The organism is Salirhabdus sp. Marseille-P4669 (genome assembly GCF_900240405.1).
Taxonomy (GTDB): Bacteria; Bacillota; Bacilli; order Bacillales; family Alkalibacillaceae; genus OEQK01.
Genome location: NZ_OEQK01000003.1, coordinates 398743 through 413871, shown reverse-complemented (window position 1 = coordinate 413871; position 15129 = coordinate 398743). Strand labels below are relative to the sequence as shown.

Below are 15129 nucleotides of genomic sequence, written 5' to 3'. Positions count from 1 at the left end.
ACAGTAACAAAGTCTAAAGGAGCTGTATGCAATGCTAGAAACGATAAAGCTTAGTAAACGTTTTAAAGATAAGAAAGTAGTCGATGAGGTAAATCTCTATTTAAATAAAGGAGAGTCTGTTGGATTGCTAGGACCAAACGGTGCGGGGAAGTCTACAACCATTTCTATGATTTCGTCGTTGTTACGTCCGACATCTGGGGATGTAAAGCTAGATGGAAAAAGCACCATCAAGAATTCCTCAGAAATTCGTAATGTACTTGGTGTTGTGCCACAGGAAATTGCCTTATATGAGGAGCTTTCCGCCTATGAAAATCTAAAATTTTTCGGTAGAGCCTATCGGGTGAAAAAAGCCATACTCGAAAAACGAATCCAAGAGGTTCTTGAAATTGTGGGCTTAAAAGACCGACAAAAAGAACTGATTAAAACATTTTCCGGTGGGATGAAAAGGAGAATTAATATCGCTGCCGCCTTGCTTCATCATCCGCAAATTTTGATATTAGACGAACCAACTGTTGGGATTGACCCTCAATCTAGAAACCACATTTTAGAGACGGTTCAGCAATTAAATGAGACACGTGGAATGACGGTGCTTTATACGAGCCACTACATGGAGGAAGTAGAGCAGCTTTGTAACCGTGTGTACATTATGGACCATGGGAACATAATTGCATCTGGTACGAAAGACGAACTGTTAAGCATTTTGTCCAGTGAGGATACGATTCTAGTAGAGCTTAGCAATCGAAGTGATACATTGATGGAAACAATTAAAGCTTTACCAAAAGTCCTGCAGGTGGAGGAAACATCAGAAGGGTTTCGCATTATTGCGAGAAAGGGCAAAAGCTTACTTAACGATCTTGTCCATGCTGCTGATAAAGAAGGAATTCAAATCTTAAACTATCAAGTGGAAATTCCAAGTTTAGAAGATGTATTTTTACATCTGACTGGAAAAACATTGCGGGATTAAAGGAGGTAATCAGATGGGAGCATTTATAAAAAAGGATCTGCTCGTCTTTTGGCGAGACCGTAAAGAGATATTGATCAGTCTGATACTTCCAATCATCCTAATCGTTATCTTAAACTTTGCCTTTTCTGGTCTATTCTCGGACGATAAGGAAATTCAGTTAACTATTGGCTTTGTGCAAGAGGATGACGTAGCAGCAGGTGTCCAACAGTTTAAAACGACACTTGAAGATATGGAAATGTCTGTTTCCGAAAAAGAAGCGTTGATTGCCCAATCGACAACCCTTCAACCTGTTCAAATGGTGGAAGAATTTCTGAATAACCCCGATATGAAGGAATGGGTGACGGCAACCGAATTAACAGAAAAGGAAGCGATCAAGCAAGTAGAAAACGGAGAGCTAGACGCAATATTGAAGGTGCCAAATGGATATACGTATCATATGCTTTCAAACGCACTACTAGGGGAACAGTCTCAATCTAGCTTGAAAATTTTGGCGGATGAGCAGTCAACAGAAGTAACGACACTGGAAGAATTGGTACAAAGCTTCACGAATTCGCTTAATATGCAATTCGCTCTTGAAAGTAGTGAGAAACAAGCAGAGCCAATTTTGCCCCAAGGAGGAATGGAATTTGTAGAAGAGTCCGAATCCTATACAATCGCACTATATTTTACGATTGCAATGGGGACGCTTTTCCCACTTTTTATTGCTCACACGGTTTCCGTTAAGACTGTAACAGAAAAACGAGAACGGGTCTTTAATCGAATTTTATTAACAAATAGTAATCCATTCCATTATTTAATCGGTAAAATTGTATCTACCTTAATCATTATATGGTTACAAGTGGCGATTACCTTTACAATAATTCAACTTATTTTAAATGTATTTCCCGGAAAATCACTAGAGTTTTGGATTGGACTAATTGCAATGTTCACAGCATATACGATTGCCATTGCAGGTCTTTCTGCACTATTTACAACGATAACATTATATTTACAGGATAGTAACGCAGCAAGTGGCCTATTTATGCTGATTGTGATGACGTTTGGGGTGTTAGGTGGAAGCTTCTTCCCTTTAGATGGACTACCTGAATTTATGCAAATGGTGGGAGAATATACACCAAATGGTCTAACACAGACAGCTGTGATTGACTGGGTTCAGTTCCGTAATTGGAGTGCGTTAGGTCTTCCATTGATCTATCTTTTATCTTTCTTTGCTGCTTGTGTTGTTATCGCTACGTCTATGTTTCCAAAAAGGGGGCGACTCTAATGTATCCAGTGATCTATGCTCAGTGGGTTAAAGACAAACGAAAACCATTTTTAATTCTCTTATTTATTGGTCTTAGTATTTTAGCAACGCTTCTATTTGGAAATATAGGAGAGAATACAGAGAGTAAAGTGGACATTTTTGCTTCTGGTCCAGAAAGAGAAGAGATTGAAGAAAAGTGGGTAACGATATTAAATGAAAATAGCGACATTGAATTTACAGTTACCAGTGAGGAAGATGCTAGAGAACAAGTTGCAGAAGGAAAAAGGGATGTAGCTGTTCATGTAATGGAACATGATTATCGGTTAATTACGTCATCCGATATGCCAAATGTTCAGTTGGTAGAGCAAGAGGTGCACAAAATATTTACCGAAGAAGCGGAATTGCAGGCATTAACTGGTACGGAAAATACAGCTGATATTCGAAAAGAAGTGAAAAGCTATTTAGAAAATGCCCCTTTACTAGTAGAAACAGAAGCAATACAAGGTGGAGAGCTCACCAAACATGATATGGGGAAGCAGCTGTTATTTGTATTTACATTGTTTATCGCCATGTTTACGATTGGATTTAAAGTAAATGGCATCAATGCAGATAAGGTAAGTGGTGTTTGGAATCGCCTCATTTTGTCACCTGTCAGTAAGGTTGGAATGTACTCTGGACATTTAGTGTATAGTTTTATTATAGGATTTTTCCAAATGGTTGTCGTCTTGGTTCTTTTTAAGTATGTATTTGACTTTGAAATTGGTAACTTTGCGATGATTCTAACAATTGCTGCAGTATTTACATTAAGTGCGGTGAGCTTAGCCATGCTTATTACGGGAATTGCACAAACACCAGAAAAGTTTTATATGATCTATCCTTCCTTACTTCCAATAATTCCAGGTATTAGTGGTCTTTATATGGCACCTGGTGTAATGGATAATCCTGTCTTTACTGTTTTAGCCGATATTTTCCCATTAGGCTATGCTGTTGAAGCAATGCTTGATGTTGCCTTGTATAATGCGGGATGGGGAGATATTCTATTACCAATTGCATTCATGCTGTTATTAGCAGTGATGTATATGGGGATTGGGATTAATTTAGGTGAGAGACGGAAGTGATGGAGGTTTTACCTTACATTTGTTTGCTTAAGTGCGAAATCTATTTGAAATAGGAACTTACTATAGTTGGGTCTTTATAGGGGGATAAGAGATTCTTTGTTCCCTAAAAAGACTCGACTTTTTAATTTGTATGAATATAAGAAGGTCCTACCTTACACTTAAAAGAAACTTTTCATTGAAATTATATCGTTTATTACGATATAATCTATTAAAACGATACATGGGGTGGTTTTGTGATTCGTGAAATAAATGAATCCTTTACTGATATTTACTTTTATCTTCATGCTGCTCATGAAGAACCTATTTCACACCAAAATGTGAGGATATTACAATTGGTGCAAAAAAAGCAATTTGTCATGATCAGAGATATTGCAGAGCATTTATCCATTTCTCATAATACAGCATCAGAACATGTGAAAAAGTTAGTGCGTAAAGGCTGGTTAAAGAAAGATAGAGATGAGCAGGATCAACGTAAGGTTTATTTACAATTAACCGATTCTGGATTAACGATGCTAAAAAAGAATACTGAATTGGATGAGGATAAATTACGTGTGGCACTATTCAAATTATCAGAAGAGGAAAGAAATAAAGTTCTTGAAGCATTTCAATTACTAAGTGAGGTATCGAAATAAATGTATTTATTGATCAAGATTATTACATCAGCGGCTATTATTGGTATTATTACGGAATTAGCTAGGCGATTTCCTGTGTATGGTGGCATTATCGCTGCCTTACCATTAGTTAGTATTTTAAGCATTATTTGGCTACGTGTTCAAGGGGAATCCAATCATAATATTTCTCACTTCACTCTAGGCGTAATCATTGGTCTGCCAGCAACAATAGTTATGCTAGTCGTAATTTACCTCGCATTTAAACATTCCATTCGACTACCATTCGCAATCATGCTTGGAATAATGGGATGGGGGATGTTTTTATTCATTCAAAAACGATTAACAGAGGTATTTTTCTCGTAGATTATAACAAATCGAAATTTAAGGAGTTTAGAGAAATTTTTATATTTCCAGAAAGAATTTTTAGAATATTATGGTAATATCTAATTAAGGAGCAGATTCAATAAACGGTAAGTAATCCAATTGTTACATAAATTGCAAAGAGGAGGGGAAAGGATGAGCATTGGAAAAGAATATTTAAGCATTGTCTTGGAGCGGTTTCAAAGTGTTAAAAGTCTTGGAGATAAGACGATAAATCAATTAACAGATGAGGAAATGCATTGGACCTATAATAACGAGTCAAATAGCATAGCAATAATCGTAAAGCATTTAAGCGGAAATATGATCTCTAGGTGGACCGACTTTTTAACCACTGATGGGGAAAAATCCTACCGAGATCGTGAGGATGAATTTGTTGATGATATATCCTCGAAAGCAGAGCTGATTCGGATTTGGGATAATGGCTGGAAAGTTCTTTTTAAGACACTTGCTGATTTGCAGGAGCAGGACTTGTTGAAGAAGGTTACGATTCGAGGAGAAGGTCATTTGGTTTTAGACGCGATAGAAAGGCAAATGGCACACTACGCTTCTCATGTTGGGCAAATGGTTTACATAGGAAAACTAGTAAAAGGTGATAGCTGGAAGAGTCTTAGTATTCCACGAGGGAAATCAGAGGAATATTTACAAGAAATGCTCGACAAGCATAAAGATAAATAGAGAAGATTTCCGATTAACTAGTGGACTGCTATTACCAGAACAACAGGATGATTAGAAAAAGGAGATGCAGCAATGATTATAAGAGAAATACAACTAACAGATGCAGAAAATCTAGCAAATCTTATGATGGATGTGGATAAACAATCCGAGTATATGCTTTGGGAAGCTGGGGAACGAAATATTAATAAGGATGCACAACGACAAATGATTGAAAGCATTCAAGCGGAGGAAAATTCTACTATATTAGTAGCAGAAATAGAGGACAGACTTGTCGGATACTTATTAGCGATAGGTGGGAAGGCCCGTAGAAATAAACATTCTGCCTACATTGTGATTGGAATACCAGAAGCATTTCGAGGAAAAGGAATTGGAACGAAGCTATTTCTTAATTTAGATGAGTGGGCACAGAAGCACCATGTAAGTAGGTTAGAGCTAACAGTCGTCACTAAGAACGAAGCTGGCATATCATTATATAAAAAAGCAGGATTTGAAATAGAAGGAACAAAAAGAAATTCCGTGTGGATCCAGGAAGAATTCGTGGATGAATATTATATGTCTAAGCTCTTGTAATCCACTCAGATGCATCAAGAGAACAAGATCATCGGTTGATGGTCTTTTCTATTGTCATTATTTAAAATGAATATCCCAATTTAAGATAGAGCAGACGATGGGTACAAAGAAATTTTGAATAAAAGGAGCTTTTTTAATGGAAATGAGACGAAAAATAGGGGAAGGTTCCAACGCAGAAGTATTAGAGTGGGGGGACAATCAGGTTCTAAAACTAGCAAAGCCGATTATCGATAATACAGATTTAGAAAAAGAGTTTCATAATCATAACATTGTATGGGAATTAGGTCTACCTGTACCGCGTCCATATGAAATGATAGAGTATGAAAATCGTCCCGGAATCGTATATGAGCGTATATACGGAAAAACGTTAAGAGAACGCTTTTTTGAAAATTTAACTCCAGCAATAGATTTAGAGCCAACAACCATAGACTGGAATGATGCCCGATTATCTGCCCGATTACTCGGGAAAGTCCATAACACCGTATTTCATAAAAAATTTCCTTCAACCCAAAGAGAATTTTTGAAGAAACAGATTCGTAGTGTAGATTATTTACTGGAAGAAGAACAAATTGCTGTCCTTGAACTGTTGGACCATCTCCCGAAGAAAAGTAACATCTGCCATGGAGATGCCAATCCGAACAATATTATATTCCGAAATAGTGGAGAGCCTATTTTAATAGATTGGATGAATGGAACGAATGGAAATCCAGAAGCGGATGTAGCAGAGTTTATCCTTATGATTCGGTTTTCTGTGCTACCTCCACATACCCCTAAGGAAGCGATGAATCTATTTGATACGTATCGGGAGAACATAATTCAAGATTTTATGAAGGAATATACCCAAATCACTGGAACCACATATGATGAAATCGATTCCTGGATTGCCCCAATAGCAGCGCGTAAGCTATCATCTGACGGAATTGGTGAGGAAGAGAAACAAGTGCTTGTGAAGGAAATAAGAAGGCGCCTTAGCTGAGCGTAAAAGGGAAAAGAATGAAAAGACATGCGCTCTTAATGAGAAAAAATCGCATTCCTTTTATATGGTGGATGAAGGACAGGTAGACTTTATCATGATCAAACCAATCAATTGATTTTGGGAAGGGTGGATTAACATGTATGTACCGAAGCATTTTCAGGTTACGGACTTTAAGGAAGTTCGAGAATTTATCGAGGGGAACTCTTTTGGAACCTTAATAACGACACAACAAGGAAAACCAATCGCAACGCATTTGCCTTTGGAGCTACATAGAGTGGGCGATGACTATGTGATTACTGGGCATTTGGCTTTTGCGAACCCGCAATGGAAGACCTTCGAGGAAGATGAGGATGTTCTGGTAATCTATCAAGGCCCACATGCTTACATCTCGTCATCCTGGTATCAATCTGAAAATGTTCCAACATGGAATTATCAATCGGTCCATGTATATGGGAGAGCTTCTATAATGAATGAACAAGAATTAGAAGAAGATTTAAAACTACTATTACAAAAATATGAAAAGCATCGTGAAAATCCAGTTTTATGGGAGAATCTTTCCTCCAAAACGAAAAAACAAATGAAAGGTATCGTTGGATTTAAAATAAAGGTGGAAGAGGTTCAAGCTGCAGATAAATTAAGTCAGAATCGAAATGATGAGGACTATAATAACATCATAAATAAACTTTATGAGGAAAACGATGGGCAGTCAAAGGCAGTAGCCGAAGCAATGAAAAAAAGAGTATGATTAAAATAAACCAATATAAGAATTAGTCCAAGGAGTGAAGCGAAATTAAGAAGCAAAATAATGTGTTGTACCGTGAAGTTCAAAAGCCGCGCTCTTTTCTAATCTGGATAGTAGCTTCTATCCTTATGATTTTTTTGTGGTATGCATTTTTCCAGCAAGTTATTTTTGGAAATCCAGTTGGAGATAAACCTGCTCCAGATGTAGTTTTAATCGTGATGTGGTTCCTATTCGGTATTGCATTTCCTTTCATTCTCCTATTTTTCACAAAACTTATAATCGAAGTTCATGATGAAGGTATTTCTATTCAATATTTGCCATTTCACTTTCGTTCTAAACCGTTATTGATTAAGGATATAAGTGACTATAAGGTGATTACTTATAGTGCTTTAACACGATTTGGTGGATGGGGGATACGGATCAATGTAAATGGAGAAAAAGCGTATATTATGAGTGGTAACAAGGGGATACAAGTAAATATGCAGTATGAAACACTAGTGATTGGTACTCGGAATCCAGATGAATTAAAGGCTGCAATTGATTTCGTAACAAAAAAAGAGAATTAGGAGCATACATAATGAACAATAATGTTTTTGAGCAAATGGCTAAAAGATATGATACAGAAGAGAGAATGGCATTAGCTAAGGTAATTGAGAAGGAAGTAAAATTAGAATTACAAAATAGTAAATCAAAATCTTTAATTGATTACGGGAGCGGGACCGGTCTCGTAAGCTTAGAATTAGCCGAATTGGTTGAGTCTATTTTGTTGGTGGATTCATCCAAACAAATGTTGGAGGTTGCGGAGGCGAAAATTGCCCAAAAAGGGATTACGAACGCAAACGTGCGTTACGCAGATTTTACCAAAGAGACTCCTGAGTTGAAGGCAGATATCGTGTTTATGTCACTGGTCCTTCTTCATATCCCAGATACTACAAAAATTATACAGGAGCTATTTCATATCTTAAATGATGGTGGAAAGCTCCTTATCGTGGACTTTGATAAAAACGATAACATAAGTCATCCAAAGGTTCATAACGGTTTTTCCCATGACGAACTGAAAGAAAAATTAGCGGAAGTTGGATTTCAATCAACGGAAATAAGAACCTTTTATCATGGAAAGCAAATTTTCATGAATCAGGATGCCTCCATGTTTATCGCGACTTGCAACAAGTGATTTCTTGAAAAAATCCCAAGCACTGAATGAACTGCACCACAATTGTTAGACACATCTAACAATCGAAGGTGCAGTTTTTCTATGGCTTCGTACTTTGGATCTTTTAATTAGGACATGCAACTAATCATTCAAGTCTACTGTTTCCAATACTTGTTCTTTTGCTAAATCGTAAACCTTCATCTCATCATATGACAGTGTGTAAAGCATGTCACCAACAGAAACCATCCGATGAATATGTGTATCCCAGCCATAATCGATCGTGCTTTGCTTTTGGTGCGTAATGGAATCTTTTAATGTAAATCCTGTTTCTGGAGAAATGTCATATAAAAAAGCACCTTCAAAGACTAATATTTCTTCCTCATAAAAATCATCTCCATGCTGCACAGGCTTCGTCTCAAATAAATAAGCAGGGAATCCAAATAGATTTTCATCTGGATGTTTGTATAATGCTTTATGATTATAGTTGATCTCCGAATAAGAGCTACCCTCGCCTAGTATTTCTGTGAATTTCTCTTTCGGGTTAGCTGGATCGCTAACATCGAATAGAGATAATTTAAAGCCTGCTGGACTTACAATAGGCTCTGTACTCCATTCCACATTTCGTAATTCTGTATGTTGCCCAAATCCGATGACATGATTATCATCAAGAGGGTGCAAATAATTACTGAACCCAGGTATCTTTAATTCGCCTAGAACTTTCGGATTTTTTGCATCTTTTAAATCAATGACAAATAACGGGTCCATTTGTCTAAAGGTAACCATATACGCGACGTCTTCCATAAATCGCACACTGTAAATACGCTCACCCTCCGCAAGACCTTCTATTTTACCTAGCGGATGTAATTGTAAATCAAAGGTATATACATTATTTGTAGAAGGTACATCATTTTGCCATCCACTATTTTTCGTGGTTGCTACGCGGAATGTATCTCCTCGTTCATCCATGGCAAACTGGTTAATTAACGTTCCATTGACGATTGTGGAAGCATGGAATGTGATTTTTTCCTTATCGATTTTGAACTGAATAATTTCCGTATCAGCCGAATTCGCTATCATCGTATCCGCCATGCCCTTTTTCGGATCTTCTGTATGGTATCGGTTTACCGCAGTATAAACATTATTTTTAGACATATAGAGCTGATTCGAAGCACCTAAATACGTTTCAACGGATGCTTCTTTGTCTATGTTATTTAAGTCAATTGAGCTTAGTAGCATAAAGTTGTTGTCATTGCTTTCAGGGAAATAAAACATTTCTTCATAATCTATTGGCTCACCTGCTGTGCTGACAGCCGTATCTTTCACAAATGGCCGAATTTCAACATCTTCCTTTTCTGGTAGCAATGAAATAGGAGGATAATGATTTGCGACCAAATATAGATAGCCATCGCTTTTTCGAGAAGCGGTGAGGGAACCTTCCATCGTAAATTCTCTAATTTGCTTTGGATTTGTTGTGTTGGAGATGTCATAGATGTAGACGGTCGTTTGCATTGCATACATGGTCGGATACAATCGATCAGTCGCATCCGATTCTTTGGTTGTATGTTGTTCACGTATAGTAGATTCTGAATATCCAATACTGATTAAGTAGTTTTGGTGTAAATAAAGCTCTTGGGGATAAAAGGCCTTTTCTTTAATGGTGCTCACAACTTTACTGTCTGACCCTGAGGTTGACGCGATTACAATATTATCATCCCTTGCAAAATAAACACATTCCCCGTCGGTTTTCACTATATCTCCTTCATCGATTCCTTGTACTTGTACGTTTGTTTCGGATGTGGAGGTATCACTCATGGCGCTATCTTTGTTTGATGTATCAGCAGATGCTGCTTCCTCGGTTGCGTCATAAACAATAAAATTCTCTTGTTCTTTCATTCTTTCCTTTATCAAACGCTTTAAGTGATCCTCGTTCTTTATGTTTGGCAATTCTTCTGTTGGAGTCCTATCTAAAGGGGGAGTAGTTGAACGAGTATTCGATGAAGCATCTTGTGTAGAAATGCTATATAGGTAAACACCACCTACCATCACGCTAATCAAAGCCATCCACAAAACGAACTTTTTCACGAAATGTCACCCCATTTGTTTCTGTTTTTTAAATAGACGTATGAAGGGGGGATTTTGTTACAGCTTCTCGAAAGTAAAGAACGATTTTCTATAAGGAGGAACTTGAAGCGTGTTTAGGTTGAAAATTTTTTCATTTAGAGGAAAAAGACACCTCAAGCCGAAAATAGGACTCCATCTTCGACTTGAGAAAAATGAATCATTTAAGATCAGTGTAAAATCAATAGACATTAATAGGTCATTTCTTTACAGCGTGTATAAAATGAATGGTCTCAAATGCAGACAAATAATCCGTTCTATTTTTAAAGAACAACTCATTGATGCTAGCTGGGGATAAGTGTTCATAAATGAGTAAACCTGACTTTTCTAAAAGTTTCTCCATCTCATTATACGAGAAATTGGATTTCATCGGTTCACCACTTGCTGCAGCCATTTGGACCATATGCTGAACTCTGTTCGACATTCCTTTTTCTGTAAAGAGATGTTCATCCGCATAATCAAAAACAATAGAGCTACCAGGTGGGACGTTAGCAAATAAATTATGAAGTAATGCTGTAATTTCATATTTCGTCAAATAGTAGGAAACACCTAAGAGACTAAAGAAGGTTTTTTTATCATTAAATCCTTCATTTGCTAGATCCTGATAAGAAAATGTTTTCGTAAAGTCCATTGGAACAAAATGAAGATGATCTGGTATGTCTAGATTCGCATTCTCTAGCTTTTTCTTCTTTAACTGTTGTGTGGCTGGGTGATCGAGTTCAAATACTTCTAGATTAGTTAACTCAGGATAGCGGAAAGAAAACGTGTCTAGTCCGGCTCCTAGTATAACGTATTGTTGTAGTCCTAACGTAATCTCGTGAAGCAGTACTTTCTCACAGTAGGCGGAACGTGCTAGTGGTGTTGGAGAAAGCTGGACCTGTGTTATCCATTTTAGTATTTCTTGTGGATCATCTTGGAACTTTCTCCCAATATCTTGATTGAAAAAGGAAATACCGTTTACCATGTTCTTGCTGATTGTGGAAAATTCTTCTTCTGTAAGCAGCTTGTTTGCTACAAAGTCATCAAAAATTTTAGGCGTATCATACTTACTGTGATACGCGCGACCGAATGCAGACACCAAGGAAGTTAAACTGGACTCATTTTGCTTCATACCATTTTCCTCCCATATAAAAAAATAAGGTTCCCCTGGCCAGGAGAACCTTATTATAAACAACAAAATAGCAAATGTAAATTATAGCATAAATAAATTTTTTTGTCAAGTTTTTAGGTTTCGGAAGGAAATAACTAATTACCATTATAGATAAACTTTGTTAAACTTTAATGGAGAACACTATTATAAGGCAGAAAAAATGTCTAAGTCACTAATATTCGATATGGACGGTACTTTATTTCAAAATAATAAAATTTTAGAAATATCACTAGAAGATACGTTTAACTATTTACGAACCTTACATAAATGGAATACGGATACACCTATTGATAAATACCGCGAAATTATGGGTGTGCCCTTACCGAAAGTATGGGAGACGTTGATGCCTAATCATTCTGCTGAGGAACGAGATCTGACTGATTCTTATTTTTTAAAGCGATTAATAGAAAATATAGAAAGTGGAAAAGGCGCCTTATATCCTAATGTAAAAGAAATCTTTCATTATTTGAAGGAGAATGATTATTCCATCTTCATCGCGAGAAATGGCCTGACGGAATATTTACAAGCAATTGTTCATTACTATCAGTTGGATAAATGGGTTACGGAAACATTTAGTATTCAACAAATTACATCGTTACATAAATCAGATTTGGTAAAGCATATTATGAAAAAATACGGTGTCACAGCTGGAGCGGTAGTTGGCGATCGTCTATCGGATATTAATGCTGCTAAGGATAATGGGTTGGTTTCAATTGGATGTCATTTTGACTTTGCTAGTGAAGATGAGCTTTCACAGGCAGATATGGTGATTGATGATTTGATGGAGCTACAAACAATTTTGCCTAACATATTCAATTATGATGCTTAAGGTGAACAGAAGTACTATAATCCTACAAAATAGTAGCAGTATGATGCTCAATTCGCTATATTTCTACATTTTTGGAAATTAAGATATAAGAGTTGAAATAAATTTTTAATATAATGTTGACAATTAGAAAGGAACGTGATAAATTTATCTCAAATTAGAGATATATGATTCCGAATCATTTTATGTCCCTGATTCTTATTTTTTTAAACTAATATCTCGAATTAGAGATAAAAACAAATTGGAGGAATGTACAATGTCAAAATGGATAGTTGATCAATCACACTCAGCAATTGGATTTGAAATTAAACATATGATGGTATCTAAAGTCAAAGGGCAGTTCGATTCGTACACTGCAGAAGTTGAAGCGGAGGATTTAACAGATTTAACAAATGCGAACATCGCATTTAAATTTGATGTTTCAAGTATAAACACACGTAACGAAGATCGTGACAATCACTTAAAATCAGGGGATTTCTTTGAGGTTGAAAAATACCCAACAATCGATTTTAAATCCACTTCAATAACAAAAGATGGCGATGATTATAAAGTAGCTGGTGACTTAACCATAAAAAATGTTACGAAGGACATAACGTTTGATGTTGAATTTGGTGGTAAGGCTACAAACCCATGGGGAGTTGAAGTGTACGGCTTTGAAGCTGAAGCAAAGATCAACCGTGAAGAATTTGGATTAACTTGGAACGCAGCACTTGAAACAGGCGGTGTTCTAGTAGGTAAAGATATTAAAATAAAAGTAGAATTAGAATTGAATCCAGAAGCGTAATATTTTTTTACCAAAGGATAAACCGTGTTGCAAATATGTGGAAACCAATAAGTTTGTTCTTTTTTATGAAATATATCTCGAAATAAAGATTCTTGGATTTGAGGCGATTTAAATTATGTCCGATTTTGTTCAATTACTAAAAGATAGGCGGTCAGCAAGTAACTTTTTACCTGACCATCCCATATTAGAAGATGAGCTAAATGATATTTTTGAATTGGTGAAGCTTGGACCATCTGCGTTTAACCTTCAACACACAAAGTATCTTGTAGTTACAGATCCAGAAATAAAAGAAGAAATTAGAAACGCTGCATATGGACAATATAAGGTTCATACTGCCTCTGCAGTTATCCTAGTATTAGGTGATAAAGAAGCCTATAAAAAAGCACCTGAAATTAATGAGGGATTGCTTATGCTGGGAATATTAAATAAACAAGAGTATGATTTTACAGTGAAGGACACGGTGGATCTTTATGAAACGAGAGGACCAACCTTCCAAAGAGATGAAGCGATAAGAAATGCATCCTTGTCCGCAATGCTGTTTATGCTAGCTGCAAAACAACAAGGTTGGGATACTTGTCCCATGATTGGATTTGATTCGGATCGGGTTAAAGAAATATTAAATATTAATGATCAATATGAGATTGCGTTAATGATTACGCTTGGTAAAGAAAAAATAGAAAGTAGAAAACCAAGGGGCTATCGTAAACCAGTTAGTGAATTTGTTACAATTATTTAGTTGCACTTTAATTAAAGATGGAGGGAAAAGGTATGGGGAATATTGCAGGACATCATCACATTTCTATGATTACTAAAAACGCAAGTCAAAATAATCACTTTTATCGACATGTACTTGGGTTACGTCGGGTAAAAGTAACAGTGAATCAAGATGATCCTTCGATGTATCACTTGTTTTATGGTGATAAAACAGGTAGCCCTGGTACCGAATTATCCTTTTTTGAAATTCCAGCAGTAGGAAGAACGTATCGTGGTACAAATGCAATTACTAGAATTGGTTTGTTGGTTCCTTCAGAGGAAAGTCTACAATATTGGAAAGCGCGATTGAAAGAGTTTGGGGTTTTTCATGGCGATATTACAACCTACGCCAATCGACCTGCCTTGAAATTTGAGGATCCAGAAGGGCTTCGTTTAGTGCTACTTGTATCAAATGGAGAAAAAGTGAAGCACTGGGAAGTATGGGAGAAATCAGAAGTTCCTGCAGCACATCAAATTCAAGGTATGGGCTCTGTGGAAATGACGGTACGAAGAATGGATAATCTAGCAAGCACGCTTGTTGATATCTTCGGCTATACAGAGATACGTCGAACAGATGAAGAAGCGATTTTTCAATCCATTAAAGGTGAGGTATTTGGGGAAATCGTGGTGAAGTATTTAGAAGGCGTGACAGAAAGACCCGGTCGTGGCAGTATTCATCATTTAGCAATTCGAGTAAAAAATGAAAAAGAGCTTATTCATTGGGAAGAGCAAGTGCAAGCACGTGGATTCCAATCGTCAGGAATAGTAGATCGATTCTACTTTAAGAGTCTATATTTCCGTGAGTCAAATGGTATTTTATTTGAAATTGCAACCGATGGACCAGGATTCACCATCGATGGAGATATGGAAACATTAGGTGAAAGATTAGATTTACCTCCATTTTTAGAAGGTCGTAGAGTTGAAATTGAAAAAAACTTAAAGCCTATAGATTGAGTTATGCTTTGGTATTTCTCCGTGGATGTCAGGAGCAGAAATGTACTATTAATAAGCAAATGTAATCTACTAAGTAGTTCAGTTTTGGAGTACATTATTAAAATGTGCTTC

At 36.7% G+C, this 15129-nt stretch carries 17 protein-coding genes; 15 read left to right on the top strand and 2 right to left on the bottom strand.

Going from position 1 to position 15129, the window contains the following annotated elements; translation table 11 throughout:
* The first annotated feature begins 31 nt into the window (after positions 1-31).
* The 11 genes from C1A05_RS08670 to C1A05_RS08620 all read left to right on the top strand — a co-directional run bounded on the left by C1A05_RS08670 (position 32) and on the right by C1A05_RS08620 (position 8454).
* Entirely contained in the window at positions 32-964 is a 933-nt protein-coding gene (locus C1A05_RS08670) for an ABC transporter ATP-binding protein (protein WP_102027803.1), read from the top strand.
* 13 nt (positions 965-977) lie between these two features.
* Positions 978-2228, top strand: coding sequence for an ABC transporter permease (locus C1A05_RS08665; RefSeq protein ID WP_102027802.1), 1251 nt, complete (start codon positions 978-980; stop codon positions 2226-2228).
* Positions 2228-3325, top strand: coding sequence for an ABC transporter permease (locus C1A05_RS08660; RefSeq protein ID WP_102027801.1), 1098 nt, complete (start codon positions 2228-2230; stop codon positions 3323-3325). The genes C1A05_RS08665 and C1A05_RS08660 overlap by 1 nt, the downstream gene beginning before the upstream one ends.
* 233 nt (positions 3326-3558) lie before the next feature.
* Positions 3559-3957 (top strand): MarR family winged helix-turn-helix transcriptional regulator, encoded by a 399-nt coding sequence (locus C1A05_RS08655; RefSeq protein ID WP_102027800.1) that lies wholly within the window; start codon positions 3559-3561, stop codon positions 3955-3957.
* The gene (locus tag C1A05_RS08650; RefSeq protein WP_102027799.1) at positions 3958-4299 is read left to right on the top strand and encodes a DUF3147 family protein; all 342 of its coding nucleotides are present in this window, start codon (positions 3958-3960) and stop codon (positions 4297-4299) included.
* A 153-nt stretch (positions 4300-4452) separates the two neighbouring features.
* A complete protein-coding gene (locus tag C1A05_RS08645) occupies positions 4453-4992 on the top strand; it encodes a DUF1572 domain-containing protein (RefSeq protein WP_102027798.1) in 540 nt (179 codons plus the stop codon).
* A 72-nt stretch (positions 4993-5064) separates the two neighbouring features.
* Positions 5065-5562, top strand: a complete 498-nt coding sequence (locus tag C1A05_RS08640; protein ID WP_102027797.1) for a GNAT family N-acetyltransferase — start codon at positions 5065-5067, stop codon at positions 5560-5562.
* Positions 5563-5698: 136 nt separating this feature from the next.
* Positions 5699-6538 carry a phosphotransferase gene (locus C1A05_RS08635; protein ID WP_102027796.1) on the top strand — a complete coding sequence of 280 codons (840 nt, stop codon included), beginning with the start codon at positions 5699-5701 and terminating at the stop codon, positions 6536-6538.
* A gap of 136 nt (positions 6539-6674) precedes the next feature.
* Positions 6675-7283 carry an FMN-binding negative transcriptional regulator gene (locus C1A05_RS08630; protein WP_102027795.1) on the top strand — a complete coding sequence of 203 codons (609 nt, stop codon included), beginning with the start codon at positions 6675-6677 and terminating at the stop codon, positions 7281-7283.
* Between the two features lie 44 nt (positions 7284-7327).
* A complete protein-coding gene (locus tag C1A05_RS08625) occupies positions 7328-7846 on the top strand; it encodes a DUF6141 family protein (protein ID WP_102027794.1) in 519 nt (172 codons plus the stop codon).
* Positions 7847-7857: 11 nt separating this feature from the next.
* Positions 7858-8454: a class I SAM-dependent methyltransferase gene (locus C1A05_RS08620; protein ID WP_102027793.1), complete on the top strand. Its 597-nt coding sequence runs from the start codon at positions 7858-7860 to the stop codon at positions 8452-8454.
* A 120-nt stretch (positions 8455-8574) separates the two neighbouring features.
* Here the strand turns inward: C1A05_RS08620 and C1A05_RS08615 are convergent, their stop codons facing one another.
* Both C1A05_RS08615 and C1A05_RS08610 read right to left on the bottom strand, forming a co-directional pair.
* Positions 8575-10515, bottom strand: a complete 1941-nt coding sequence (locus tag C1A05_RS08615; RefSeq protein WP_102027792.1) for a beta-propeller domain-containing protein — start codon at positions 10513-10515, stop codon at positions 8575-8577.
* Positions 10516-10750: 235 nt separating this feature from the next.
* On the bottom strand, positions 10751-11662 hold the full coding sequence (locus C1A05_RS08610) for a class I SAM-dependent methyltransferase (protein WP_102027791.1): 912 nt from the start codon (positions 11660-11662) through the stop codon (positions 10751-10753).
* A gap of 199 nt (positions 11663-11861) precedes the next feature.
* Here C1A05_RS08610 and C1A05_RS08605 point away from each other — a divergent pair, with 199 nt between their 5' ends.
* The 4 genes from C1A05_RS08605 (at position 11862) to C1A05_RS08590 (ending at position 15018) form a co-directional block, all read left to right on the top strand.
* Entirely contained in the window at positions 11862-12530 is a 669-nt protein-coding gene (locus C1A05_RS08605; protein WP_102027881.1) for an HAD hydrolase-like protein, read from the top strand.
* A gap of 253 nt (positions 12531-12783) precedes the next feature.
* Complete coding sequence (locus C1A05_RS08600; RefSeq protein ID WP_102027790.1) at positions 12784-13311, top strand: YceI family protein; 528 nt, start codon at positions 12784-12786, stop codon at positions 13309-13311.
* Between the two features lie 115 nt (positions 13312-13426).
* Positions 13427-14047, top strand: a complete 621-nt coding sequence (locus C1A05_RS08595) for a nitroreductase family protein (protein ID WP_102027789.1) — start codon at positions 13427-13429, stop codon at positions 14045-14047.
* Positions 14048-14079: 32 nt separating this feature from the next.
* Positions 14080-15018: a ring-cleaving dioxygenase gene (locus tag C1A05_RS08590; RefSeq protein WP_102027788.1), complete on the top strand. Its 939-nt coding sequence runs from the start codon at positions 14080-14082 to the stop codon at positions 15016-15018.
* Positions 15019-15129: the final 111 nt, after the last annotated feature.

What these genes read in the sequence shown, in the direction of transcription:
- C1A05_RS08670 (WP_102027803.1), top strand. Translation starts at nt 32, where the DNA reads ATGCTAGAAACGATAAAGCTTAGTAAACGTTTTAAAGATAAGAAAGTA.
- C1A05_RS08665 (WP_102027802.1), top strand. Translation starts at nt 978, where the DNA reads ATGGGAGCATTTATAAAAAAGGATCTGCTCGTCTTTTGGCGAGACCGT.
- C1A05_RS08660 (WP_102027801.1), top strand. Translation starts at nt 2,228, where the DNA reads ATGTATCCAGTGATCTATGCTCAGTGGGTTAAAGACAAACGAAAACCA.
- C1A05_RS08650 (WP_102027799.1), top strand. Translation starts at nt 3,958, where the DNA reads ATGTATTTATTGATCAAGATTATTACATCAGCGGCTATTATTGGTATT.
- C1A05_RS08645 (WP_102027798.1), top strand. Translation starts at nt 4,453, where the DNA reads ATGAGCATTGGAAAAGAATATTTAAGCATTGTCTTGGAGCGGTTTCAA.
- C1A05_RS08640 (WP_102027797.1), top strand. Translation starts at nt 5,065, where the DNA reads ATGATTATAAGAGAAATACAACTAACAGATGCAGAAAATCTAGCAAAT.
- C1A05_RS08635 (WP_102027796.1), top strand. Translation starts at nt 5,699, where the DNA reads ATGGAAATGAGACGAAAAATAGGGGAAGGTTCCAACGCAGAAGTATTA.
- C1A05_RS08630 (WP_102027795.1), top strand. Translation starts at nt 6,675, where the DNA reads ATGTATGTACCGAAGCATTTTCAGGTTACGGACTTTAAGGAAGTTCGA.
- C1A05_RS08620 (WP_102027793.1), top strand. Translation starts at nt 7,858, where the DNA reads ATGAACAATAATGTTTTTGAGCAAATGGCTAAAAGATATGATACAGAA.
- C1A05_RS08610 (WP_102027791.1), bottom strand. Translation starts at nt 11,662, where the DNA reads ATGAAGCAAAATGAGTCCAGTTTAACTTCCTTGGTGTCTGCATTCGGT.
- C1A05_RS08605 (WP_102027881.1), top strand. Translation starts at nt 11,862, where the DNA reads ATGTCTAAGTCACTAATATTCGATATGGACGGTACTTTATTTCAAAAT.
- C1A05_RS08600 (WP_102027790.1), top strand. Translation starts at nt 12,784, where the DNA reads ATGTCAAAATGGATAGTTGATCAATCACACTCAGCAATTGGATTTGAA.
- C1A05_RS08595 (WP_102027789.1), top strand. Translation starts at nt 13,427, where the DNA reads ATGTCCGATTTTGTTCAATTACTAAAAGATAGGCGGTCAGCAAGTAAC.
- C1A05_RS08590 (WP_102027788.1), top strand. Translation starts at nt 14,080, where the DNA reads ATGGGGAATATTGCAGGACATCATCACATTTCTATGATTACTAAAAAC.